Here is a 24,712-nt window from a genome sequence, read left to right on the forward strand (position 1 = left end):
CATCCTATGAAGAAGCTGCTGCTTGGCACCGCGGTGCTGGCGCTGGTCGCCGCCTGTGGCCAGACCGATACCGCACAACCGGAACACTCTGCTGCCGTCACACAACCGGCCGGACAGCCCGAGATCGGCGAATGGGGATTCGATCTTGCGGGCATGAATACTGAGATCGATGCCGGCGACGATTTCTACCAGTATGCCAACGGCACCTGGCTCAACGAAGCCGAAATCCCGGCAGACCGCTCCAACTACGGCATGTTCACCGAGCTCGCACTGGAAGCGGAAGTGCACGTGCAGGAAATCATCACCGAGCTGGCTGCCCAGAACGCAGCAGATGGCACGGTCGAACAGAAGGTCGGCGACCTTTACGGATCCTGGATGGACACGGCAGCGATCGAGGAACGCGGCCTGGCTCCGGCCCAGCCCTATCTCGACGAGATCGCTGCTGCGTCCACGCATGACGATATCAACGCGCTGTTCGCGACAATCCACCATCAAAGCCCGTTCGGCGTCGGCATCATCCCCGATCCGGCCGACACGACGCGCTACACCGTCTTCGTCGGTCAGAGCGGCCTCGGCCTGCCGGATCGCGATTACTATCTGGAAGACGAGAACGCAGAATATCGTGACGCCTATCGCGCCTTCATCGCGGAGATGTTTGCGCTCGCGGGGATCGAGGACGGTGAGGCCAAGGCCGATGCGATCCTGGCCCTGGAAACGCGCCTCGCCGAGGTTCACTGGACCCAGGCCGACAGCCGCGACATCCAGAAGATCTACAATCCCATGCCGATCGACCAGCTCGATACGCTGGCACCGCAATTCGGCTTTCCGCAGGCGATGGCCCAGCTCGGCCTCGATGGCGTTGCCACCTATCTGGTCGCCCAGCCGAGCGCCATCGAAGGCGCCGGTGCGATCTTCGAGGAAACCCCGGTCGACGTCTGGAAGGATTACATGACCTTCCACTTCCTGCGCTCGAATGCGGCCCAGCTTCCGGCAGCCTTCGACCAGGCCAGCTTCAACATGTATGGCGCGGTCCTGAACGGTACCGAGGAACAGCGCCCGCGCGATCGCCGCGGCGTGAACCTCGTCGGTGGCCAGCTGGGCGAGGCCGTCGGCCAGATCTATGTCGAGCGCCACTTCCCGCCCTCGTCCAAGGACGCGATGGAAGAGCTGGTCGCGAACCTGACGGCCGCTTTCGAAGAACGCCTGCAATCGCTCGAATGGATGGATGACGAGACCCGCGCCAACGCGCTGACCAAGCTTTCCACCTTCGAGCCGCGCATCGGTTACCCGGACGAGTGGCAGGACTATTCCGCGCTGGAAATCCGCGCTGACGACATTTTCGGCAATATCGTGCGCCTGCGCGAGTTCGGCTGGAATGAGCAGGTCGAGGATCTCGCCGGCCCGGTGGACCGGGGCGAATGGCCCTACCCGCCGCAGACGGTGAACGCGTCCTACAACCCGCTGATGAACCAGATCACCTTCCCGGCCGGCATCCTGCAGCCGCCCTTCTTCGATCCGCACGCCGACGCCGCGGTCAATTATGGCGGCATCGGCGCAGTGATCGGTCACGAGATCGGCCACGGCTTTGACGACCAGGGCCGCCGCTTCGATGAAACGGGCGCCATCCGCGACTGGTGGACCAGCGAGACGAATGAGCGTTTCGAGGAACGCGCCGACCGGCTCGGCGCCCAGTATGACGGCTACTCGCCCGTCGAGGGCCGTTTCGTGAACGGCACTTTCACCATGGGTGAGAATATCGGCGACCTGGGCGGCCTGCAGATGGCCTACACCGCCTATCACCGCCATCTCGACGCCTGCTGCAATGGCGAGGCCCCGGTGATCGACGGCTTTACCGGCGACCAGCGCTTCTTCCTGGCCTGGGCCCAGGTGTGGCGGCGCCTCTATCGCGAGGACAACCTCATCTCGCGCCTGACCACCGACCCGCACAGCCCGTCGCAATACCGCACCAACGGCGTCGTGCGGAATCTCGATGCCTGGTACGAGGCCTTCGGCGTGACGGAAGAGGACGACCTCTACCTGCCGCCCGAGGAACGCGTTTCCATCTGGTAGATGCTTGACGGCCCGGCTTCCCAAGCCGGGCCGTTTTTCCTTGTGTGTCGCCGGAAAACGCAGGCTCAGCCTTTGCGACTTCGCTTTCGCGCCCTAGTGTTTCCGGCAAGTTTCATGAATCAGACCGATTGGGGAGTGTTACCATGAAGAAACTGCTTCTGGGCACGGCGTGCCTTGCTCTGCTCGCCGCCTGCCAGCCGGCCGGCGAACAGCCTGAAGACGAAACGCCGGCCGCCGAGACCGGCGCGTCCGGCGAGAGCCATGACGCCGGGACCGAAACCGCGAGCAATGAGCATTCTCCGGAACTGGGCGACTGGGGTGTCGAGACCCAGCACATCTCCGACACGGTCGATCCGGGCGACGACTTCTTCCGCTACGTCAATGAAGGCTGGCTCGACACGACCGAGATCCCGGCCGGCTTCTCCAATTTCGGCTCCTTCACCGAACTCTATCTGCGGTCCGAAGACCGGATCGAGGGGATCATCCTGGAATCCGCTGAAAGCGACGCCGCCGACGGCACGCTGCCGCAGCAGGTGGGTGATCTCTACGCCTCCTACATGGACACCGACCGTCTGGAAGAACTGGGCCTCGACCCGGCCCGCCCTGGCCTCGAGCGCATCGCGGCGGCCCAGTCGCATGACGACATCGCCAGCCTGATGGGCGCGCCGGGCACCCAGTCGATCTTCGGGGCCTATGTCGGCCGCGACCCGGGCAATCCCCAGCGCTATATCGTCTCGGTCAGCCAGGGCGGCCTCGGCCTGCCGGACCGCGACTACTATCTGGAAGACACCGAACGCTTCGAGACCTATCGGACCGCCTATCTGGAATACATCGCCGACGTGTTCGAGATGATCGGCATGGACAATGGCGCCGAGCGGGCCCAGGCGATCCTCGATCTGGAAACCGCGCTGGCGGAAATCCACTGGACGCGCGCCGAGAGCCGCGACCGCGTGGCGACTTATAATCTGATGTCCGCCGAGGATGTCAGCGGTTACGCCGCCGGCTTCCCCTGGGAGAGCTTCTTCTCGGCCCTCGACTTTGCCGACCAGGAAGAATTCGTGGTGCGCCAGAACACGGCGATCCAGTCGCAGGCCCAGCTGTTCAGCGAAATCCCGGTCGAGACCTGGAAGGACTATCTCGCCTTCCACTGGATGGAGAGCCATCGCGACCAGCTGACGCAAGCCTTCTACGACCGCTCCTTCGACTTCTACGGCCGCACGCTGAACGGTACGGAAGAGCCGCGCCCGCGCGACCGCCGGGCGATCCAGTTCGTCAACGGCAATCTGGGTCAGGCCATCGGCCAGATCTATGTCGAGCGCTACTTCCCGCCGGAATACAAGGAGCAGATGGACGAGCTGGTCGGCTATCTGCGGGCCGCCCTGCGCGAGCGTATCGAGACGCTGGAGTGGATGGACGACGAAACCCGCGTCGAAGCCTTCGACAAGCTGGACAAATTCCTGCCGAAGATCGGCTATCCCGATGTCTGGCCGGACTATTCCAGCATCGAGATCCGCGAAGGCGACCTGTGGGGCAATAATGAGCGGATCAATGCCTGGTTCCGTGCCGACAGCCGCGATCGGCTGCGCGGCCCGATCCGCGACTGGGAATGGTTCATGTCACCGCAAACGGTGAATGCCTATTATTCCTCGACCTCCAACGAGATCGTCTTCCCGGCCGCCATCCTGCAGGGTCCTTTCTTCGACCCCTATGCCGACCCGGCCGTGAATTTCGGCGGTATCGGTGCCGTGATCGGTCACGAAATGGGCCACGGCTTCGACGACCAGGGCAGCCAGTCCGATGGTGACGGCGTGCTGCGCAACTGGTGGACCGAAACCTCGCGCCAGCAGTTCGATGCCCGCACCGACCAGATCGTGGCACAGTACGAGCAGTTCTCGCCGGTCGAGGGCATGCATGTCGACGGGCGCCTGACACTGGGCGAGAATATCGGCGATATCGGCGGTCTCTCGATGGCCTACCGGGCCTTCCAGCTCTACGCCGCGGACAATGAAGTCCCGGCCGAGCTGGACGGTTTCAGCCAGGACCAGCGCTTCTTCCTGGCCTGGGGCCAGGTGTGGCGCCGCCTCTACACCGAGGACGCCCTGGTTTCGCGTCTGACCACCGACCCGCACAGCCCGTCGCAATATCGCGTCAACGGCGTCGTGCGGAACATGGACGTCTGGTACGAGGCCTTCGGCGTGACCGAGGATGACGACCTCTACCTGCCGCCGGAAGAGCGCGTCTCCATCTGGTAGACGAGCCCAGGTTTACAGGAACAGGCCCGGTCGCAAGACCGGGCCTTTTTTCTTGCTGAACCGTAAGGAAATCCTCACACAGCCGACGGGCTTCGCCCGGCATCTTCCCCATGCTGTCTAGTTTCAAATGGGGAAAATCCATGAAATCCATCCTGCGCGCCGGCACGGCCGGCCTTGCGCTTTGCCTTGCAGTGTCCGGCTGGGCCCAGGCCCAGGACGCGGAGCTGGGGGAGTGGGGCGTCGAGACCCAGCACATCTCCACCTCGATCCATCCCGGCAATGACTTCTTCCGCTATGTGAACGAAGGCTGGCTCGAGAACACCGAAATCCCGGCCGGCTTCTCGTCCTACACCGCCTTCCACGAGCTCTATCTGCGTTCAGAAGACCGGATCGAGGGGATCATCCAGGACTCCGCTGCCTCCGACGCCGAAGCCGGTACGCTCGCCCAGCAGGTCGGCGATCTCTATGCGAGCTACATGGATATCGACACGATCAATGCCCGCGGCATCGACCCGGTGCGTCCGGGCCTGGCCCCGATCGCCGACGCCGAAACCCACGCAGATATTGCCCGCCTGTTCGGCCTGCCGGGTTATCCGTCGATGATCGGCACCAATATCTCGCGCAATGAAGGCGATCCCAGCCACTACATCGTTTACATCAACCAGGGCGGTCTGCACCTGCCGACGCGCGACTACTACCTGCTCGATGACGAGCGTTTCGTGGAATACCGCGCGGCTTACCGGTCCTACATCGCCGACATGTTCGGCTTCCTGGGCTATGAGGATGGCGAGGCCCGGGCCGACCGGATCATCGCACTGGAAACGGCGCTGGCCGAGGTTTACTGGACGCCGGCCCAGACCCGCGACCGCGTCGCGACCTACAACCCGATGACGCTGGACGAGCTGCGCGAGTTTGCGCCGGAGTTCGACTGGACCGCCTTCCTCGACGGCAGCGATTTTGCCGACCAGACGAATTTCATCGTCTCCCAGACGTCCGCCATCGAGGCCGCTGCCACCATCTTCCAGAACACGCCCGTCGAGACCTGGCAGGACTATCTGGCATTCGGCTATCTCAACGCTTCTGCCAACCTTCTGAGCGAAGAGGTCTACGCGCGCTCCTTCGACTTCTGGGGCCGCACCCTGAGCGGTACGGCAGAGCCGCGTCCGCGTGACCGCCGGGCGATCCAGTTCGTCAACGGCAATCTGGGCCAGGCCATCGGCCAGATCTATGTCGAGCAATACTTCCCGGCCGAGCACAAGGCCCAGATGGAAGAACTGGTCGGCTATCTGCGCGCCGCCCTCGGTGAGCGTATCGAGACGCTCGAATGGATGGATGAAGAGACCCAGACCGAAGCGCTGGCCAAGCTGGAAACCTTCCTGCCGAAGATCGGCTATCCCGATGTCTGGCCCGACTATTCCAGCATCGAGATTCGCGAAGACGACCTGTTCGGCAATGCCGAGCGCGTCAATGCCTGGTTCCGCGCCGACAGCCGCGACCGTCTGCGCGGCCCGATCCGCCACTGGGAATGGGGCATGTCGCCGCAAACGGTGAACGCCTATTACAACTCCACGGGCAATGAGATCGTCTTCCCGGCTGCCATCCTGCAGGGTCCCTTCTTCGACCCGAACGCAGACCCGGCGGTCAATTTCGGCGGCATCGGTGCCGTGATCGGCCACGAAATCGGTCACGGTTTCGACGATCAGGGCAGCCAGTCCGACGGCGAAGGCGTGCTGCGCAACTGGTGGACCGAAACCTCGCGCGAACAGTTCGACGCCCGCACCGACCAGATCGTGGCGCAGTACGAGCAGTTCTCGCCGGTCGAGGGTATGAATGTCGACGGTCAGCTGACGCTGGGCGAGAATATCGGCGATATCGGCGGTCTCTCGATGGCCTGGCGGGCCTTCCAGATGTACGCCGCCGAGCATGACGTTCCCGAAGAGCTCGACGGCTACACGCCGGCGCAGCGCTTCTTCCTGTCCTGGGCGCAGGTCTGGCGCGTCCTGCAGCTGGAAGATGCGGCCCGGGCGCAGCTCCTGTCCGACCCGCACAGCCCCGGCCAGTACCGGACCAATGGCGTCGTGCGGAACATGGACATCTGGTACGAGGCCTTCGGCGTGACCGAGGAACACGACCTCTACCTGCCGCCGGAAGAGCGCGTCTCTATCTGGTAGGCAGTTCGCCACGCACAAGGAAACGGCCCGGTCCTGCGACCGGGCCGTTTTGCGTTGCGGCCTTGCCCGCACGCACCAAACCCGGTCTTATCCGCCCCCTATAAAAGCAGACGCGATCCACGAGGGGAGATCATGGAAGCCGAAACCGCACCACTGGTGAGCAATGATGCCGTTGTCATGGGCCTGCTCGCCCTGCTTCTGGGCGCCGTATTCTGGACCTCCAGCCTGCAGAACAAGGCCGCCAAGACCTTCTACCGGATCTTCCCGCCCCTTCTGCTCTGCTACTTCCTGCCGTCGCTGCTGAACCTCTTCAACATTGTCGATCCGGAAGAGTCTCAGACCTATTTCGTCGCCTCGCGCTATCTCCTGCCGGCCGCCCTGGTGCTTCTGACCATGTCCGCCGACCTGCCGGCGACACTGCGGCTGGGCCCCAAGGCGCTCATCATGTTCTTCACCGGCACGATCGGTGTCGTGATCGGCGGCCCGGTTGCTCTGTTCATTGCCAGCATCCTCTTCCCCGACGTGGTCGGTGTGACCGGACCGGATGCCGTCTGGCGCGGTATGGCGACCGTCGCAGGCACCTGGATCGGCGGCGGCGCGAACCAGGCCGCGATGTACGAATTCTTCGGCGCCGGCAGCGAGGTCTATTCGGCCTGGATCGCCGTCGACATCATTGTTGCGAACATCTGGATGGCCGTCCTGCTGCTCGGCGTCGCCAACGCCAAGCAGATCGACCGCTTCCTGAACGCCGATGCCGGTGCCGTCGACGAACTGCGCGCCAAGGCCGAACAGTTCGAGCAGGAGCATGCGCGCGTGCCCGAGCTCAAGGACCTGATGATCATCATTGCCATCGGCCTGGGCATGACCGGTCTGGCGCATGTCGTCGCCGACATCATGGGACCGTGGATCGGAGCGAACATGCCGGCCCTGGCCGATTTCGGACTCGATTCCGGCTTCTTCTGGCTGATGCTGATCGCCACCGTCGCCGGCGTCGCCCTGTCCTTCACCGGCGCTCGCCAGCTGACCGGGGCCGGTTCGATGAAGGTCGGCTCGGTGTTCATCTATGTCCTGGTCGCGACCATCGGCCTGCGCATGGACATCACGGCGATCTTCCGGAACACCGAATTCTTCATCATCGGCCTGATCTGGATGGCGGTGCACGTCACCCTGCTGCTCGCCGTCGCCTGGCTGATCAAGGCACCGACCTTCTTCATCGCGGTCGGCTCCAAGGCCAATATCGGCGGGGCGGCCTCGGCACCGGTGGTGGCGTCCGCCTTCCATCCTTCGCTGGCACCGGTCGGCGTCCTGCTGGCGGTGGTCGGCTACATTGTCGGCACCTGGGCGGCCATGATGACGGGCTACATCATGATGGCCATGATGGGTGCGACGGTTACGCCATAGCGCACAAAAACAACTAGATAGGGAATATCCGTCACGAATTCCCCTGATGGGTGTTTTTCGGGCAGGCATGGTTAATCTTTCTTAACCATGCCTGCAATTTGCGCTAGCATCCGCTCGATTTGCGAGCCCGTACCAACGGCGCCCGCAGTGTCGACAGAGGGGGAATCACATGCTCCGACACACGCTCCTGTGCGGCTCAGCCGCCGCACTCATCTCGGCATCGGCCGCTTTTGCCGGCGATGCCGAATGGTTCCCGCCGGATCCGCCGAACAGCGCGGCAGCCGGCGAGTGTTACGCGCGCGTCCGGATCGCGCCGGAATACGACGCCTATTCCGAACAGGTCACTACGCAGGACAGCTATGAGCGCTACACCGTGGCCCCGCCGCGCCTGCGCGACGAGCGCCGCGAATACATCTCCCGCGAAGCCGGGATGCGCTACATCGTCACCGAGCCGGTCTACGAGACCGTCACCGAGACGGTGCAGGTCCGTCCGGCCTACGTGGAATACGTCGTCGAACCGGCGGTCCACGATACGGTGACCGAGACCATCATGGTCCGCGAACCGCGCATGGTCTGGCGCCGGGGCTATACGCCGGGTGCCCAGATGACCCGCTTCGACAGCGAGACCGGCGAAGTCTGGTGTCTCGTCGAGGAAGAGGGCGAATACCGCACCGTCACCCGCAATATCGTGGTGCAACCGGCCCAGATCCGCGAAGTCGAGCACCCCGCGGAATACGCTACCATCACGCGCGACGTGCTCGTGCAGGAAGCGCGTTTCGAGCAGGTTCCGATCGAGGAACTGCGCGACACCTACCGCATCCAGGTCGTCGATCAGCACGCCAGCGTCGACAGCCATGTCGTGCCGGTGGAGACGGAAACCGTCACCCGCTACTCCCTGCGCACCGAAGAGCGCTGGGAATGGCGCCTGGTCGACTGCGAGGACATCGAGCTGCCGGGTTACAACCCGCCGACCAGCACCGAAATCCCGGCTGTCGCGCAGAACCGGGCTGCTCCGGCACCGCAGCACGGCAATACCTATCTCTACGGCACGGACGTGCAGGTGCAGGATGACAGCTATTCGGAAGAAGTTCCGGTGGCGCAGGTCTCCTACTCCACGCGCACCAGCCGCCGGGCGCAATAAGGCGCACGGACTGCAATTCAGGTCTGGACCCGGGGGGCACCGGACCCAAGATGAACGGCGCGGGCGCAAGCTCGCGCCGTTTGCCTTTTCGGGCCGCAGCAAACCGGGACGTCACCATGTCAGCCAGAGATTATGTCGTCGGCTATGGCAGCCTGCTTTCCAGCTTCAGCCGCACCACCTATTCCGGTCTGACCGAGCCGGCGCGGCCGGTCATCGCGCTCGGCTGGCGCCGGGGTTGGACGGTCCGGTACACCGACGAGGCCGCGACCTATGCCGGTGTCCGCACTGCCCCCGGGCATGCGCTCGACGCGGCACTGGTGCCGACCGAGATCACCGATGCCCTGCGTCACCGCGAGCGCGGCTATGTCTTTACCGAACTGCCGCGCGAGACCGTGCTGCCGGCCGATCCCGAGCACGGCGCCCTGCCCGACGGTCGCTACTGGATCGTGGTGAACCGCGAACAGGTCCGGGCCGATGCCGGCCACCCCATCCCGCAATCCTATGTCGACACCTGTCTGGTTGGCTGTCTTGAGACCGGCGGCGAGGCCCGGGCCCGGGCCTTTATCCGCAATACCGAATTGTGGGACGCGCCCTGGATCGATGACCGCGACAGCGCCTCACCGCTTTATCCACGGCGAACGCTCGCGACGGCCGATCAGCGCGAGGCCATCGACCGGCTGCTGGCGAGCGAAGGCGTTCTGCGCCATCGGCGGCCTGTCTGAATTTAGTGAACCGGATCGCTGAAGCGCGCCAGCACGTCTCTCGCGGTGGCGAAGGCTTCGCGCCGCAATTCGCGCAGATCCCGCACCGCTTCGCAGCTCCGGGCAAACTGCTGCTCTGACAGCAGGCGCTTCGGGAAACCCGTTTCCTGGCGCGCCGGCTCGCCGCCGCCCCAGGCCCAGCTGCCGGTCCGTTCGTCGCAGTCGTAGAAGCGGGCAAACACGTCGGCATGCTCGGCGAGGAATTCGACGGCGGAGACGAGAAAATCGACATCATCATCGCTCATCGTCCAGTGCAGGCTGACCCGGCACCAGCCCGGACGCGCGCCGGTTTCGCCAGCGAGAACCCGCTCGCGGATCGCCATCGTCTCGTCATCCCCGATGCCGAGCAGGTGATGGCCATAGGGGCCGGCGCAGGAACAGCCGGCGCGCGACTGGATCCCGAACAGATCGTTCAGCAGCACCGTCACCAGGCGCGGCGGGATGCGATTTCCGTTCCGGCTCAAAAGGTTGAAGGAGACGATCCCGATGCGACGGACGGGATCGGCCGGGCCGAGAACCTCGATCCGCGGATTGGCCGCCCAGCGGGACAGGGCCGTTTCCAGCGCCCGGTGTTCGCGCGCCGCGATCGTGTCATGACCGATTTCCGCCTGCAGCTGCAGGGTCAGGGCGGCGCGGACGAACTGCGGCAGGCCCGGCGTGCCCGCCCGTTCGCGCGCTTCGATATCGTCGATGAAATCATGCCCGCCCGGCCAGACATAGCGCACCGTACCGCCGCCGGAGAGGGTCGGCGGCAAGTGTTCGGGATAGAGTGCACTGTTGAACAGGAGGAGGCCGCAGCTGCCCGGACCGCCGACGAATTTGTGGGGCGAGAAATACACCGCGTCGATCGCCGCTTCCGGATCGGACGGGTGCATGTCGATCGGCAGGTAGGGTGCACTGGCGGCGCAATCCAGACACATAATGGCACCATGCGCGTGCAGACAGCGCGCCAGAGCGGTGACATCCGTGCGCACCCCGGTGACATTCGACGCCGCGGAGAAGGCGCCGATCTTGCGTTTGCCGGCATGACGCGGATCCGAGAGGGCGGCGGCGAGGGCGGACAGGTCGATCCCGCCATCGGCAGCCAGCGGAATGGTCACCGTCTCGGCCAGGCTCTCGCGCCAGGTCAGCTCGTTGGAATGGTGTTCGTAGGGACCGACAAAGACGACGGTATCGGGCTCGTGGTCGTCGAGCCCGCCCAGCGCGGCGCGGGTGGCAGGCGGAATGGCCAGGCCGAGGATTTCCTGCAGCTTGTGGATCGCGCCCGTTGCACCGGCAGCGCACGGAATCAGGCAATCGCCGGGGCCGGCATTGACCGCCGACTTGATGATGCGTTCCGCCTCGCGCATCCAGGCATTGCTGGCCCGGCCGGTCGCGCTGTCCTCGGTGTGGGGATTGGCATAGTCCGACGCCAGGCGCTGCATGACCGCCTCGATCTCCGCCAGGGCGCGGCCGGATGCCGTATAGTCGGCATAGAAGAGCGGCCGCGAGCCGAACGGCGTTTCCAGCCGCACATCGCCGCCCGCAAGTCCGGCACGGACCCGATCGATGAGGGTTTCGGTGCGGCTTTCGTCGAACATGGTCTCATCCCTCCTGACTGGAGAGCGACTAGACCATGTTTTCAAGGGTCATTTTCGCCAATTGAAACCCACCCTCCGCAGCAATATGGTGATTTTCACCAACAGGGAGACAGATCGTGGAGATTGACGACTATGACCGCCGGCTTCTGCGCGAGATCCAGACCGACTCCGACCGGACGGTGCAGGAACTGGCCGACCTGATCGGGCTCAGCGCGACGCCGACCGCCCGGCGCCTGAAGCGTCTTGCCGAGGCCGGCATCATCCGGAAACACGTCGCCCTGCTCGACCCGGAAGCGCTGGGCCTGCAGGCCACCCTGTTCATCGCGGTGCGCACCAGCCGGCATGATGCGGAATGGCTCGGGCGTTTTGCCGAAGGCGTGCGCCGCATGCCGGAAGTGGTCGAATTCTACCGGCTGAGCGGCGATATCGACTATCTGATCAAGCTCTGCCTGCCGGACGTGCGGGCCTATGACGAGGTCTACAAGAAGCTGATCGCCATTGCGCCCCTGTCCGATGTCAGCGCCAGCTTTGCCATGGAAGCGATCAAGAATACGACAAAACTTCCCATTTGACGGGCACTTGGCACGCTTGATACGGGGCACGCGATGGGCGAAGCTTCGCCCTGTCCGCGAGCTGACCCCCTGATGCCCATCATGACCGATCCGACCGTCGACACCGCCCTGGACCCCGAGCCCCGGCGCCGGGGCGAAAGCTATCGAAATGTCGCCGCGATCGTGCTGGCCCTGGCCATGCTGCAGATGGCAGCGGGCGCCCTCTCCGTGGTGGGACCGCTTGCGCTGATTTCCGGCGGCGCCTCGACGCTGAAGATCGGTACTATTGTCTCCGGCTATGCCTTCGGCTTCCTGCTGGGCGCCCACTTTGCCCCGCGGGAAATCCGCCGCATCGGCCACATCCGTGCTGTTGCCGCCTTTGCCGGCGTGACCTCGATTGCCGCCGCCCTGCTCTATGTCAGCGACGCCCTGGCCTGGTGGCTGGCGATGCAGTTCATCATGGGCGTGTGCGTTGCCGGCTTCCTCGCCTCCGGCGAAAGCTGGGTGGCGGACGCTGCCCCCAGCGACAAGCGCGGCGCCATTCTCAGCTTCTACCTGGTGACCGCCAAGATCGGCTTCATCCTCGGCCCCTTCCTCGTTGCCTCGGTGCCGCCCGGCGCGGCCGTCGGCTTCATGATCGTGGCTGCGCTCTACACCGCCAGCCTGATCCCGGCGACCGCCACCAATCGCGCCCAGCCGGCCGCGCCCTCGGCCGAGCCCTTCGGTCCGCTGCGGATCTGGAAGACGGCACCGTCCGCCGTGATCGCCGCCGGGTCTGCCGGCCTGGTCAATGGTGCGGTGATGCAGCTCTACGCCGTCTATGTCGGCGGGATGGGAACCGAGTCCGTCGCCGCCACGGCAGCGGTCTTCTCTGCCTTCATGGTCGGCGGCGGCGTGATCGCGCAATGGCCGGCCGGGATGATTTCCGACCGGATCGACCGCCGCCTCGTGATCGCCGCCCTGGCGGTCACGGCCGGGATTGCGGGCGTGGTGCTGGGGCTGATGTCCAGCGTGCTGCCGCTGATCGCGGTCTTCGTGATTGCCGGCATCTGGGGGGCCGGGGCGCAATCCTATTACGGCATTGCCGCGGCCCATGCTGCCGACCGCGCGGACGAGGGCCAGGCGACCAACATGATGTCGGGCATTCTGACGGTCTATGCCACCGGCGCGATGATCGGCCCGGTGATTGCCGGCGCGACGATGAGCCTGGTGGGCACGTCGGGCCTCTTCCTCTACGCCGCGGTGATCCTGTTCGGCCTCTTCGGCGCCATGCTCTACCGCCGCACCGGCAAGCCGCCGGCGAAGGATACCGACAAGGCCGGCTTCGAGGCCACCTCGGCGACCAGTGTCTCGGTCTATGAGCTTACGGAGATCGCCAGCGAGGAGGCGGAAACCGAAACCGGTGAGGAAGACGAGGATACCGCCATGGCCTTCGCCGATTCCGGCCTGGTGATGGATGACGAGGACGATATCGACGACGACGCCTTCGACGATGATGACGAGGAAGACGGCTACTGGCGCTCCTAGCGCAGCCCAGCCCCTTTTGCCCTATTCGCCGGCTTCGGCCGGCTCGGTCGGCTGGTCGGTGAAACCTTCCAGATCGCCCGACGGCTCGGCATCGCGCTCGATCTCGACTGCGCTCAGCGCATAGGCCTTCAACAGGCGCGCGACGGAGAAGAGCGCGTTCTCGTGGACGCGTTCATAGCCGTGCGACGCATCGATACCGAAGGTCACCAGCGCCGTGCGCACATCCGCCCCGCCCTCGATGGCCGAGGCCGCGTCCGAACGGTAATAGCGGAACACGTCGCGCTGGAAAGGGATCTGCTTGCTCTTGGCCAGATGGATCAGCTTGGTCGTGAGGTGATAGTCGAACGGGCCGGTCATGTCGGCCATGCCGATCGTGACGCCGGTCTCCTTGGAGTTCTGGCCGGGCGCAACAGCGCCATTATCGACCGCGACCATCGAGGCCACGTCATGGGTCAAGATGGAGGAGGCGCCGACGCCGACCTCTTCAGAGATCGAGAACAGGAAAAGTGTGTCGACCGGCAGTTCGGCCCCGCTTTCCTTGAGCGCCTTGAGCACGGCGAACATGGCGGCAACCCCGCCCTTGTCGTCCAGATGACGCGAGACGATAAAGCCATTGCCCAGGAATTCCGGACACGGGTCGATGGCCACGAAATCGCCGACGGCAATGCCCAGCGAATTCATGCTCACCGAGGCGACACCGATGGCCGCGGCGTCGATGTCGTTGTGGACCGGCGCGTCGATGCGCAGTTCGACCTGCGACCAGGCAACCGGCTGGGTATCGATTTCCTTGTTGTAGACATGGCCCGAGGCCTTCAGCGGCAGGATCGAGCCGCGATAACTGCCATGCTCGGTGAACAGGGTGCAGCGGGCACCTTCGGCGAAGCGGGCCGACCAGTGCCCGATCGGCGCCAGCGACAGACGGCCATTCTCCTTGATGTAGGAGACCTGGGCGCCCAGCGTGTCGACATGGGAGATGATGGCGCGGGCGGGCTGTTCCTCGCGCCCCGGCAGGCGCGACCGGATCGCGCCGCGCCGGGTCAGCTCATACTCGATCCCCAGCCGCTCCAGCTCCTCGCAGCACCAGCGGGCGATCTTGTCGGTATAGCCGCTCGGACTGGGGATGGTGAGCAGCGTCTTGAGGGTTTCGCGCAGATAGGTTTCGTCGATTTCAAGCTCGGACACGGTCAGCTCCCGGACGGAGGTTTTCGATACGGGCGGAGCGCGGGAAGAGCAGGTCGAGGAAGCGCTCCACCACCGGCTGGGGTTCGTGATTGGCCAGCCCCGGACGCTCGTTCGCCTCGATGAAGACGAACTCGTCCAGCACCGGCGCCTTGACGATGAAGTCCAGCCCGGCGACCGGAATATCCAGCGCCTTGGCGGCCGCGATGGAGGCCTCGACGATCTGCGGATGAAGCAGGTCGGTCACGTCGTGCAGCGTGCCGCCCGTGTGCAGATTGGCGGTCAGGCGCACTTCCAGCGTCTCGCCGGACGGCAGGACATCGTCCCAGCCATAACCGGCCGCCGCGATACAGCGCTCGGTCTCGGCATCCAGCGGAATGCGCGCCTCGCCCCCCGTGGCGGCCGCCCGCCGACGGCTGAGCCCCTCGACCAGTTCGCGCACGGTCTTGCGCCCATCGCCGGCCACGACCGGCCGCTTGCGCAGGGCGGCGGCGACCACGGCCCGGTCGATCACGATCACGCGCAGATCGTCGCCGGGCACATAGGTTTCCACCAGCACATCGGGACAGTAGTGGCGGGCATTGGCGATGGCGGCATCGAGGCCTTCGGCATCACGGATATCGACGGCCACACCCCTGCCCTGCTCGCCCCGCGCAGGCTTCACCACGACAGATCCGGCCCGCTTGAGCAGAGCCTGGGCCGCATCGGCATCATTGCCGTCGACCGCTTCGGCAACGTCCAGCCCGATCTCGGTCATCAGGCGGCGCGTCACGGCCTTGTCGTCGCACCGGCTCATCGCGATGGCCGAGGTGCGCTCGGTCAGGGATTCCCGGCAGACGACCGACTGGCCGCCAAACGTCAGACGGAAAAAACCGCCCTCGGCGTCCAGCACATCGACGGCAATGCCGCGGCGGCGCGCCTCGGCCACGATGATCTCGGCATAGGGGTTGAGCCCGTCTTCCAGCGACTTGCCGCCGGTGAAGAGCTTCTCGTTGATCGGGTTCTTGCGCTTGACCGTGAAGAAGGGTGTGCGCTCGAAGCCCAGGCGTTCGTAGAGGCGGATCGCGGACTCATTGTCGTGGATCACCGACAGGTCGACATGACGCGAGCCGCGCGCCGAGAAATGCGCGATCAGATGCCGGGTCAGCGCCTCGCCGACCTTGGCATGATTGGCGCGCGGATCGACCGCCAGACACCACAGCGAGGCGCCGCATTCCGGATCGTTGAACAGGCGGGCGTGATCGATGCCCGTGACGGAACCGATGATCTCGCCGCTCGCCTCGTCGACGGCGACGAAATAGACGATCTCGCGGCTGTCGCGATGCTGCCAGAAAAACTCCGGATCGACCGAGACCATGCCGCAGGCCGCATAGATACGGTTTACCGCATCGGCGTCCGAGCGGGCCGCCATGCGGCGCACCTGGAAGCCGCGCGGCGGATCGCCGGCATCGCGATAGGTGGGCAGTTCCAGACGGTAGGTGTGGGACGGGTCGAGAAAGATCTCCTGCGGCGCGAGCGCCAGCAGGACATGCGGATCGCGCACATAGAAGGCAATGTCGCGCCGGTCCGGCTTCTCCGCCAGCAGCCGGTCGATCAGCGTGTCCTGGTCGCGGAAAGTATGGGCGAACAGCAATTGCCCCCAGCCGCAATCGATCGCCGCATCGCTGACAATCGCCTCACCCTCGCCTTCGGCCGGCGGGATGGCCTCGTCGGCCGGCAGCAGGGCCTGTTCACGCTTGCGCCGGAGCCGGTGCGAGATCGCCCCGGCCGGCTGTCGGGGTCCGGGCCGCGTCATGCAGCCACCTCGGCCCGGGCCGGCTTCACGGGCGCATCATGCGTCTGCAGCCACAGCGCCAGCACACCGATCTGCCAGAGTTTGGAACCGCGCAGCTTGGTGATGTGCGCTTCGGGATCCTTCAGGAGGTGATCGACATAGGTCTCCTGCACGATGCCGCGATCCCGGAAGGACCGGCTGCGCACCGCGTCGCGCACCATGTCGAGGAAATCTCCCTGCAGGTATTTCAGGGCCGGAACGGGGAAATAGCCCTTGGGCCGGTCGATGACCGCGTGCGGCAGGACCTGACGGGCCAGGTGCTTGAGCACGCCCTTGCCCTCCTGCTGCAGATGCAACTCGGCGGGACAGCGGGCCGCCAGCTCGATCACCTCGTGATCGAGGAAGGGCACGCGCGCCTCCAGCCCCCAGGCCATGGTCATGTTGTCGACCCGCTTCACCGGATCGTCGACCAGCATGACATGGGTATCCAGCCGCAGGGCCTTGTCGAGGGGCGAAGCTGCGCCCGGCGTCTGGAAGTGGTCGCGCACAAAATCGCCGGCATGATCGCCCCCAAGCCAGGACGGCTGCAGCAGCTCGGCCATCTCGTCATGCGAGCGGTCGAAGAAGGCATCGCGATAGGTGCCGAAAGCATCGTTCGCGCCGGCCATGGGCGGGTACCAGTGATAGCCGGCGAAGGCCTCGTCGGCCCCCTGACCGGACTGGACCACTTTCACATGCTTGGAGACTTCCTCGGACAGGAGGAAGAAGCCGACGCAGTCATGACTGGTCATCGGCTCGGACATGGAGGCGATCACCTCCGGCAGGGCGCGCAGCGCGCGCGAGGCCGGGATCTCGATCTTGTGGTGCTGCGTGCCGAAATGCCTGGCGACGATATCGGAATAGTGGAACTCGTCGCCGGCCTCCCCATTCACGCTCTCGAAGCCGATGGAGAAGGTGTTGAGGTCCTTCACGCCGGCTTCGGCCAGCAGCGCCACAATCAGCGAACTGTCGAGCCCGCCGGACAAAAGAACGCCGATCGGCACATCGGCCACCATGCGCCGCTTCACCGCACCGCGCAGCGCCTCGGCAATCCGCTCGCGCCAGCCCTCGGCATCGAGCCCCTGCTCCTCCTCGCGCATATCGTAGGGACAGGACCAGTAGCGGTGTTCGCGGCGCGTGCCGTCGCGCTCGATCTCCATCAGCGTGGCCGGCGGCAGTTTGCGCACGCCCTTGAACAAGGTGCGCGGCGACGGCACGACGGCGTGGAAGCTGAAATACTGGTGCAGGGCGACCGGATCGAGCTCGCGGTCGACATCGCCGGCGGCCAGCAGGGCCGGCAGGCTGGAGGCAAAACGCAGGCGGCCGGGCGTCTCGGACAGGTAGAGCGGCTTGATGCCCAGACGGTCGCGCCCCAGCACCACCTTGCCGCTGTCGCGCTCGGCAATGGCGAAGGCGAACATGCCCGACAGGCGTTTCGCCACATCCAGCCCCCAGGCATGATAGCCCTTCAGGATCACCTCGCTGTCGCTGGTGGAGAAGAAGCGATAGCCCTTGCTCTCCAGCTCGGCGCGCAGTTCGCGGTGATTGTAGATGCAGCCATTGAAGGCGAGCGTCAGGCCCAGCTGGGCGTCATGCATGGGTTGGGCGCCGGCTTCGGTGAGATCGATGATCTTGAGACGGCGATGGGCCAGGCCGACCCCGTCGCGAATGACCATGCCGCCGCCATCCGGTCCGCGCCGGCGCATGGCCCAGCTCATCCGCTCGAGTGCTTGCGAGTCGGAAGGAGAGTTCTGGAACGACAAGTCGCCGGCAATCCCGCACATGCTATATTACCCCCTGTATTGAATCTGTATTGCGCACTCCACAAAGCCCGACTCGACCCGATCATCAAGTCAGCACGTAATACGGTATGCAACCTGTAAACTCATTCCAAGCGAAAAAGGTTCCATATCGGGTGTATTCTATTTTATGTGCACCACGCGACCTTGATTATCGAGCCAAAAGTACTATCCATATTGACAGATTGACTTCCGCGTGACCTTCACGCCCCATTTTCTGTAAACGGAGTACGATAAACTATATGAGACATTCCCATCGCCCGCGCAGGGTCGCCGCTTTCGTCGCTGAATCCGTCAATGTCCGCCAGCTGCAGACCGCATCCGAAGCGCTGCAGCGCCACAACCGCCGCGCCGTCCTGGTCTCCGACCAGCACGCCCTGCTGCGCGGTTACAACGGCTCCGCCGAGATCAATTTCGCGGTGGCCGAGACGACGGAGAACATCGAGCCGAATGCGTATGACGCCCTGGTGCTGATGGAAGGGGCGGCCAAGCTGGCGCCCAGTGCGACCAGGCTGGCGAAGCGTTTCGGCGATGCCGGCAAGCCGGTCGTCGCGCTCACGGGCAGCGCGCCGCTGCTGTCGGAAATCTCCGGCAATAATACCGGTCCGGGCGAGAACACGGCCTCGGCGATTGTCGAGGGTGAGCTTTATGAAGTCACCGACGACGATGCCGACTGGAAGATCCTCGACGCCATTTCCGAAAAGCTGAAAGCCATGCAGGATGCGCATCAGCTGGAGCGTGCCGGCGCCTGACGGAGGCCGGCCGCTGACAACAAAAAAGGGGCGCCGCGGTTTCGCAGCGCCCCTTTTTCTGTGCCCGATGCACTCCGCCTAGCGGCGGTAGCTCAGAACAACCCAGGTCTTGGACACGTCGGCCGGAGCCGGCGCCACGCCGGGGCCGTCATAGTCCGCCGCTTCCAGGGCGAGGGAGAGGCCCTGCGGCAGGTCGAGCTCGACGAAGGCATCCCATTCGCTGCCCAGATCGGCACCCGTGCGCTCGGCCTCGAATTCGTGACGGCGCACACCGGTGGACAGACCGCGGATGAAGCCCGTCTCCCATTCGCGGCCCCAGGACAGCATCACATTGAAGTCCTCGACGCCGTCGACCGTGCCCTGGCGACCGCCGCCGGAGAAGACGTCCGCCCAGCCGAGGAAGTCGTGGTTCTTGCCCAGCGGGTTGGCAAAACCGGTCGAGCCATTGCCCTCGATCACATCATAGCCCAGGGCCAGTTCCGCGCCGCCATAGCTGAAGGCGAGATCGCTGGCGAAATAGGCGAGGTTGAAGTCGATCGCCGCAGACGCGTAGTCGGTCTGGTGCGCATACATCACCGCGTATTCGACACCCAGATCGCCATAGCTGCGCTCGCCGGCCAGACGGGCGCCCAGCGTCGTGTTCGAGCGATCGCGTCCGCCGGCCGAGGTAATGTCGATGAAATAGGCAAAGCCCGAAACGTCGAGCGTGTCGTTGATTTCGTAGCCGACATGGAAGAGATGGCTGTCGCTCTGCCAGTCGGAATCATCGCCGGGGCCGCGATTGATCCGGTCGTGATAGACATAGCTGGCATCGAACGCGCCATGCGACCAGCCGATCTGGATCGCGTCGTGCGAATTCTTGTCCTGGCGGTGGCCGGCAGAGGCGACGAACTGGCCGTCATCGAACTGCAGATACTGGCGGCCCAGCGTCACGGAGACGTTCTCGAAGGGCGAGAAGGCCACCTGCAGACGGTTGAGTTCGGTGAACTCGCCATCCTTGATCCCGGCATACTGACCCAGCCCGTTGAGGCCGGAATTATAGTCGTCATCGCCATCGACGGCCGTGACGTTCTCGACTTCACCGAGGAAGATAAAACCATTCCATTCCGGCGACTTCCAGCCGAGGCGGGTGCGCAGGGTGATGGCGTCGGCGCCGAGCTTGCCGTCCTGGGCCACATTCTCGTAGCGCATGCGCATGTCGACGAGGATATCGCCCGGCAGGCTGTTATCGGCCACAGCGAGGGGGGCTGCAGCAGCGCCGACGAGCAGCGCGGCCGCAAGCGTAGCGGTCATGGTCTTCATGGGATTGTCTCCTGTCGCAGCCTTACGCCGCGCGAATGTTCTCGAGGAAGGCTTCGAAATCCGTCTTCCAGGCGGTGTAGCGGCCCGACATCTCTTCGGAGGCGCTGAGCACGGACTTGGAAACCTGGTCGGTCTGGCGGGTGAACTCGGCCACGCGGTCCACATTGGACGCGGCATGCGTGGTGCCGTCCTGGGCCTTCTGGGCCGACTGGGCGATCTCCGAGGTCGCGACGCGCTGCTGCTCGATCGCCGAGGCCGAAGCCACGGCCAGCTCGCCCAGCTGCGACACCGCATCCAGCGCCTTGGACGCCGACAGCGAACAGGCTTCCGTCGAGGACTGGATCTTGGAAATCCGCTCGGCGATCTGCTGCGTGGCCGTCGTGGTCTGTTCGGCCAGCGCCTTCACTTCCGACGCCACGACCGCGAAACCGCGACCGGCTTCACCGGCCCGCGCCGCCTCGATGGTGGCGTTGAGGGCCAGGAGGTTGGTCTGGCTCGCGATGGTGTCGATCAGGTCGACAATGGCGCCGATAGCCTGGGCCGATTCCGCCAGCTCCTGGATGCCTTCGGCGCTGGCGCTGGTCTCCTGGCCGGCCACCTGCGACAGCTCGCTCGTCTTGGTGACCTGGGTCGAGACTTCCGCAATCGAGGCGGCAAGCTCTTCGGAGGCTGCAGCCACGGCCTGCACGCTCGAGGCGGCATTGCTGGCGGCATCGCGGGCCGATCCGGAGACGGTGGCCGCCTCGCCGGACGTCGCCTGCATCTGGGTCGCGGACGCGGAGAGCTGTTCGGACGCTTCCATCACGCTCGCCAGGAGCGCGGTGGAGGCTTCCTCGAAGCGGGCCACGGCTTCTTCCGTGCGGGCCCCGCGTTCAGCCTTGGCGCGGGCCTCGACCGTTTCGCGCTCGCGCATTTCATCAGCAGAGGTCAGCGCTTCCTGCAGCGTGTCCAGCGCCCGGGCGAGATTGCCGAATTCGTCGCTGCGCTCCTTGCCCGGAACCTCAAGACCGCGTTCGCCGCGGGCGAGGCCGCCGACCACATCCTGAATCCTGGAGACCGCCGTACGGATCGTGCCGCCGATCACCTGGGTCAGACCGTAGAGACCGCCTGCCGTCAGCAGCACCGCAACCACAGCCACCCAGAAGGAGAGCTGGGCCATGCGGTCGCGACGCGCCCAAGCCGATTCGAGATCGACCCACGCACCGTCGCGCACGCTCTCGATCGCGGTGTCCATGGCATCGTCGAACACGGCCAGCTGGTCGATGAACTGGTTGATCTCGGCGCTGTTCATTCCGGCGATACGCGACATGCGGTCGCTCATCAGCGTTTCCAGATCGCCATAGTCTGCGCGGATTTCCGACAGGGTCGCCGCGTAGGTGGCATCGGTAACCACGCCCTCGGCGTCCGCCAGCGATATCCCGAAATCGGTGAGATTGCCGCGGGCCGCCTCGATGCGCTCGGCGGTCGGCGTGGCGGTCATCAGATAGGTGTCGCGCAGAAGGGAGGTGAGATCCTTCTCCACATTGTTGGCGGCGATCAGGGTCAGTGTCGCCTGCTCGGCTTCGGCTTCGGCCTTCACCATGGCACTGCGCACAACACCGTTCGCGCCGACATAGACCAGCATCAGCGCGACGGAGGCCACCGCGAGCAGCGACAGGCGGGCCTTGAGGGAAAGACGGTTCAGACTGGTCAGCATCGGAGCTACGCCCCCTTCTTCTCGAAACATGTGCATCGCCACGCGCCGGGCCGGATCGGGACTCCGGCGGGAGCGGGCTGCTTTCACGGACGAGTAGCTGCCAAGACGGTTAAACCTTCCTTTCGGGACTTCCTGCGGTAACCGGTTGTTAGGGCATATTTTATTCGCCCGGACAGGGCTCAAGGCATGGCGGAGCCTGCCCCTGCAGGGCTACACGCGTTTTGATAGGGTTGTGCAGATTGCAGCTTGCGCGACGCGTTTTTCGCAGTCGCAGCAAAAACGAACATTGTCCAAAAAAGAATGCGGCAGTGTCGTGAGCACTGCCGCATAGATCCGGGGGCTAAAACCCCCTTCTTCGTTGGCGCTTACTCGGAGGGATACAGACCTTATAAACACCGCAACGAACATGGTCGGCCAAGCGTGGCACCTGGATCGGCGCCGCCCCCGGCTGTCGGGATTGAAAAAACCAAACCCGGCCGGTGACTTCCATCGCTTTGAGACAGGCAACGGGACGCTGCGGCAAACGCGGCAGCCTGCGACGAACGACGGCCCAGACGCGACGAGGGTCCCGGCTCAAGTCCGCAGGGCTCGCGAGCATTGTCGCTCGCGGAGGCCGCGCGCCCACCCCTTCACAGACGAGATCCCGGACCCGATCCAGGGGAGTTGCGTGAAATCAAGGACTCGCGAGATCGAGTTCAAAACCCGCAGCCCTGAGCGCGTTCCATGTGAGCATCGCCCCGGCACCGAAGGCGGAGCCAGGCTCGGGTCGAGCGGAGCGGGAACAAAAGGAAAAATGGCGCGCCTTGAAGGAAATTCTTCGAACGCGCTATTTGAAACATTACAGGATTGGGAGCACCAACTCAAACACTCTGAGATAGACTTCAAGGCTATCTCTCAGAAGCCAAAGGGGCCGCAGCTATGAGCGGCCTTGAGAAAGCAGCAAAGATAGGCGTTAGCGCCCGTTTCAAGACCGCTGCGGCGCAACAAGACAAATCCAAGCCCGCACCGCCATTCTCCATGCGTTTGACCGTTGGAGAGCGCGCAAAGCTGGAACACTTGGCCAATGGCATGTCGCTCGGCGCGTATATCAGAAAGCGCTTATTCGGCGATGATGCAGAGCCGCGAAAGTCACGCCAACGTAGGCCGACTGTTGACCGTATAGCTCTAGCGAGAGCGCTGAGCATCTTGGGCAATTCACGCCTCGCCTCCAATCTCAACCAGATTGCAAAAGGCATCAACAACGGGGCACTGCCGTTGGGGTCTGACCTCGAAGCTGAACTGGTAAGCGCATGCGCTGATATTCATACCATGCGCGATGAACTCATGAGGGCACTTCGGACGGGCGCTGAGGGGCCGTCATGATCCTCAATGGCAATCAACGCGGCGGCGCGAAAGACCTGGCCGTACACCTCATGAAAGAGGAAAACGATCACGTCGAGCTTTATGAGCTTCGTGGTTTTGTCGCCGATGACCTGATGGGCGCTTTTGGAGAAGCGCAGGCGATCAGCAAGGGCACGCGCTGCAAACAGTTTTTGTTCTCGCTGAGCCTGAATCCACCCGAAAAGGAATTGGTGGCTGTTTCAGAATTTGAGGCCGCGATTGATAAGGTCGAGAAAAAGCTCGGACTTGAAGGCCAGCCTCGTGCCATCGTCTTTCATGAAAAGAATGGGCGTCGTCATGCTCATGCTGTGTGGAGCCGGATCGATACGGTCAACATGAAGGCGATCCAGCTCTCGCATTCTCATCGAAAGCTGAGAGACGTATCCCGCGAAATCTACAGAGAGCATGGTTGGGAGATGCCCTCCGGGCTCATTGATCGCGACGCCCGTGATCCGAAGAATTTCTCACTCGCCGAATGGCAACAAGCTCGGCGCATTGGGAAGGACCCACGAGCGATCAAATCAGCGCTGCAAGATGCCTGGGCAATCTCTGATTCCAAGTCAGCATTGGTGCAAGCGCTCGAAGAAAGGGGGTTCACCCTCGCCAAGGGCGACCGACGCGGCTTTGTTGTCCTGGATCGGGACTGCGAGATTTATTCACTTCCCAAGTGGCTTGGCATCAAAACGAAGGCCGTTCGCAAAAAAGTCGGGCCTTCTGCCCCTCTAATGAGCGTTGAAGCGGCCAAGGCCGAAATTGCAGTGGCCATGACCCCAGCCATGCAGCGCCTCGAAGCTGAACGACGCGCCAAAGCGAGATTGGAGCGTCAGGCTCTAAACAAGCAACGCAAAGAGCTTGTCCGCGTGCAGATTGCGGAGAGAAAGGCGCTAACAGAACGTCACCGCAAGCGCAGGATTGTTGAAGCCCAAAGGCGGCAAGACCGCTATCGCTTCGGGATCGCTGGCATGTGGGACATGCTGCGGGGCGAGACGCGTCGGCTTAAAAAGCAAAATGAATTTGAGGCTTGGCAGTGCCAGGTTCGCGACCGTTCCGAATTGGATGCGCTCATCTTTGAGCACTTGGAGCAACGCCGCGAGTTAAACCGTGAGCAGAAACAACAGCATCAACGTCAGGCCGACTTGAAACTTTCTCTCAATGATGAGCAACGCAGATACGAGCAAATGCGCAAGCATCTACAACGCTCTGCGAAATCTCGATCGTCGCGAAATCTGGATCGGGAATGACCTGAGACCCATTTGGTCCCGCTTATAAATTGAGAGCCTGTCGCATTGCAGATAGACAAAGAGCAAGAGCGAATTTCCCGTGGAACGGCTCATCAC

At 64.1% G+C, this 24,712-nt stretch carries 17 protein-coding genes; 11 read left to right on the top strand and 6 right to left on the bottom strand.

Annotated elements, in window-relative coordinates; all coding sequences use genetic code 11:
- Positions 1-6: 6 nt before the first annotated feature.
- The 6 genes from JJ918_RS03655 (at position 7) to JJ918_RS03680 (ending at position 9,757) form a co-directional block, all read left to right on the top strand.
- On the top strand, positions 7-2,070 hold the full coding sequence (locus JJ918_RS03655; protein WP_291883391.1) for a M13 family metallopeptidase: 2,064 nt from the start codon (positions 7-9) through the stop codon (positions 2,068-2,070).
- Between the two features lie 143 nt (positions 2,071-2,213).
- Positions 2,214-4,322 carry a M13 family metallopeptidase gene (locus JJ918_RS03660; protein WP_291883395.1) on the top strand — a complete coding sequence of 703 codons (2,109 nt, stop codon included), beginning with the start codon at positions 2,214-2,216 and terminating at the stop codon, positions 4,320-4,322.
- A gap of 140 nt (positions 4,323-4,462) precedes the next feature.
- Positions 4,463-6,493, top strand: coding sequence for a M13 family metallopeptidase (locus tag JJ918_RS03665; protein ID WP_291883398.1), 2,031 nt, complete (start codon positions 4,463-4,465; stop codon positions 6,491-6,493).
- A 132-nt stretch (positions 6,494-6,625) separates the two neighbouring features.
- Positions 6,626-7,894, top strand: a complete 1,269-nt coding sequence (locus JJ918_RS03670; RefSeq protein ID WP_291883401.1) for a DUF819 family protein — start codon at positions 6,626-6,628, stop codon at positions 7,892-7,894.
- 169 nt (positions 7,895-8,063) lie between these two features.
- On the top strand, positions 8,064-9,035 hold the full coding sequence (locus JJ918_RS03675; protein WP_291883404.1) for a hypothetical protein: 972 nt from the start codon (positions 8,064-8,066) through the stop codon (positions 9,033-9,035).
- Between the two features lie 116 nt (positions 9,036-9,151).
- The gene (locus JJ918_RS03680; RefSeq protein WP_291883406.1) at positions 9,152-9,757 is read left to right on the top strand and encodes a hypothetical protein; all 606 of its coding nucleotides are present in this window, start codon (positions 9,152-9,154) and stop codon (positions 9,755-9,757) included.
- Between the two features lie 2 nt (positions 9,758-9,759).
- Here the strand turns inward: JJ918_RS03680 and JJ918_RS03685 are convergent, their stop codons facing one another.
- A complete protein-coding gene (locus JJ918_RS03685; protein ID WP_291883408.1) occupies positions 9,760-11,376 on the bottom strand; it encodes an aminotransferase class V-fold PLP-dependent enzyme in 1,617 nt (538 codons plus the stop codon).
- 113 nt (positions 11,377-11,489) lie between these two features.
- Here JJ918_RS03685 and JJ918_RS03690 point away from each other — a divergent pair, with 113 nt between their 5' ends.
- Positions 11,490-11,948: an Lrp/AsnC family transcriptional regulator gene (locus JJ918_RS03690; protein WP_367277633.1), complete on the top strand. Its 459-nt coding sequence runs from the start codon at positions 11,490-11,492 to the stop codon at positions 11,946-11,948.
- An 81-nt stretch (positions 11,949-12,029) separates the two neighbouring features.
- Positions 12,030-13,454, top strand: coding sequence for an MFS transporter (locus tag JJ918_RS03695; protein WP_291883413.1), 1,425 nt, complete (start codon positions 12,030-12,032; stop codon positions 13,452-13,454).
- A 21-nt stretch (positions 13,455-13,475) separates the two neighbouring features.
- Here JJ918_RS03695 and JJ918_RS03700 read toward each other — a convergent pair whose 3' ends face one another.
- From JJ918_RS03700 to JJ918_RS03710, 3 genes are read right to left on the bottom strand one after another with little or no spacing between them, the layout of a single operon-like run.
- A complete protein-coding gene (locus JJ918_RS03700) occupies positions 13,476-14,636 on the bottom strand; it encodes an osmoprotectant NAGGN system M42 family peptidase (RefSeq protein ID WP_291883416.1) in 1,161 nt (386 codons plus the stop codon).
- Complete coding sequence (gene ngg, locus JJ918_RS03705; protein ID WP_291883417.1) at positions 14,623-16,428, bottom strand: N-acetylglutaminylglutamine synthetase; 1,806 nt, start codon at positions 16,426-16,428, stop codon at positions 14,623-14,625. The genes JJ918_RS03700 and ngg overlap by 14 nt, the downstream gene beginning before the upstream one ends.
- Entirely contained in the window at positions 16,425-18,230 is a 1,806-nt protein-coding gene (locus tag JJ918_RS03710) for an N-acetylglutaminylglutamine amidotransferase (protein WP_291883420.1), read from the bottom strand. Before JJ918_RS03710 ends, ngg begins: the two co-directional genes overlap by 4 nt.
- Positions 18,231-18,487: 257 nt before the next feature.
- On the opposite strand from JJ918_RS03710, the gene JJ918_RS03715 reads away from it, so the two are divergent.
- Positions 18,488-18,997 (top strand): DJ-1/PfpI family protein, encoded by a 510-nt coding sequence (locus JJ918_RS03715; RefSeq protein WP_291883422.1) that lies wholly within the window; start codon positions 18,488-18,490, stop codon positions 18,995-18,997.
- A gap of 78 nt (positions 18,998-19,075) precedes the next feature.
- On the opposite strand, the gene JJ918_RS03720 is transcribed toward JJ918_RS03715, so the two are convergent.
- On the bottom strand, positions 19,076-20,299 hold the full coding sequence (locus tag JJ918_RS03720; protein WP_291883425.1) for an alginate export family protein: 1,224 nt from the start codon (positions 20,297-20,299) through the stop codon (positions 19,076-19,078).
- Positions 20,300-20,321: 22 nt separating this feature from the next.
- A complete protein-coding gene (locus JJ918_RS03725) occupies positions 20,322-21,995 on the bottom strand; it encodes a methyl-accepting chemotaxis protein (protein WP_291883428.1) in 1,674 nt (557 codons plus the stop codon).
- Positions 21,996-22,913: 918 nt separating this feature from the next.
- Between JJ918_RS03725 and JJ918_RS03730 the strand changes: the two genes are divergently transcribed.
- On the top strand, positions 22,914-23,357 hold the full coding sequence (locus JJ918_RS03730; protein WP_291883430.1) for a hypothetical protein: 444 nt from the start codon (positions 22,914-22,916) through the stop codon (positions 23,355-23,357).
- The gene (locus JJ918_RS03735) at positions 23,354-24,616 is read left to right on the top strand and encodes a relaxase/mobilization nuclease domain-containing protein (protein WP_291883434.1); all 1,263 of its coding nucleotides are present in this window, start codon (positions 23,354-23,356) and stop codon (positions 24,614-24,616) included. Before JJ918_RS03730 ends, JJ918_RS03735 begins: the two co-directional genes overlap by 4 nt.
- Positions 24,617-24,712 lie beyond the last annotated feature (96 nt).

This window comes from Maricaulis sp. (assembly GCF_017642925.1).
Taxonomy (GTDB): Bacteria; Pseudomonadota; Alphaproteobacteria; order Caulobacterales; family Maricaulaceae; genus Maricaulis.

What these genes read in the sequence shown, in the direction of transcription:
- JJ918_RS03655 (WP_291883391.1), top strand. Translation starts at nt 7, where the DNA reads ATGAAGAAGCTGCTGCTTGGCACCGCGGTGCTGGCGCTGGTCGCCGCC.
- JJ918_RS03660 (WP_291883395.1), top strand. Translation starts at nt 2,214, where the DNA reads ATGAAGAAACTGCTTCTGGGCACGGCGTGCCTTGCTCTGCTCGCCGCC.
- JJ918_RS03665 (WP_291883398.1), top strand. Translation starts at nt 4,463, where the DNA reads ATGAAATCCATCCTGCGCGCCGGCACGGCCGGCCTTGCGCTTTGCCTT.
- JJ918_RS03670 (WP_291883401.1), top strand. Translation starts at nt 6,626, where the DNA reads ATGGAAGCCGAAACCGCACCACTGGTGAGCAATGATGCCGTTGTCATG.
- JJ918_RS03675 (WP_291883404.1), top strand. Translation starts at nt 8,064, where the DNA reads ATGCTCCGACACACGCTCCTGTGCGGCTCAGCCGCCGCACTCATCTCG.
- JJ918_RS03680 (WP_291883406.1), top strand. Translation starts at nt 9,152, where the DNA reads ATGTCAGCCAGAGATTATGTCGTCGGCTATGGCAGCCTGCTTTCCAGC.
- JJ918_RS03685 (WP_291883408.1), bottom strand. Translation starts at nt 11,376, where the DNA reads ATGTTCGACGAAAGCCGCACCGAAACCCTCATCGATCGGGTCCGTGCC.
- JJ918_RS03695 (WP_291883413.1), top strand. Translation starts at nt 12,030, where the DNA reads ATGACCGATCCGACCGTCGACACCGCCCTGGACCCCGAGCCCCGGCGC.
- ngg (WP_291883417.1), bottom strand. Translation starts at nt 16,428, where the DNA reads ATGACGCGGCCCGGACCCCGACAGCCGGCCGGGGCGATCTCGCACCGG.
- JJ918_RS03710 (WP_291883420.1), bottom strand. Translation starts at nt 18,230, where the DNA reads ATGTGCGGGATTGCCGGCGACTTGTCGTTCCAGAACTCTCCTTCCGAC.
- JJ918_RS03715 (WP_291883422.1), top strand. Translation starts at nt 18,488, where the DNA reads ATGAGACATTCCCATCGCCCGCGCAGGGTCGCCGCTTTCGTCGCTGAA.
- JJ918_RS03720 (WP_291883425.1), bottom strand. Translation starts at nt 20,299, where the DNA reads ATGAAGACCATGACCGCTACGCTTGCGGCCGCGCTGCTCGTCGGCGCT.
- JJ918_RS03725 (WP_291883428.1), bottom strand. Translation starts at nt 21,995, where the DNA reads ATGCTGACCAGTCTGAACCGTCTTTCCCTCAAGGCCCGCCTGTCGCTG.
- JJ918_RS03730 (WP_291883430.1), top strand. Translation starts at nt 22,914, where the DNA reads ATGAGCGGCCTTGAGAAAGCAGCAAAGATAGGCGTTAGCGCCCGTTTC.
- JJ918_RS03735 (WP_291883434.1), top strand. Translation starts at nt 23,354, where the DNA reads ATGATCCTCAATGGCAATCAACGCGGCGGCGCGAAAGACCTGGCCGTA.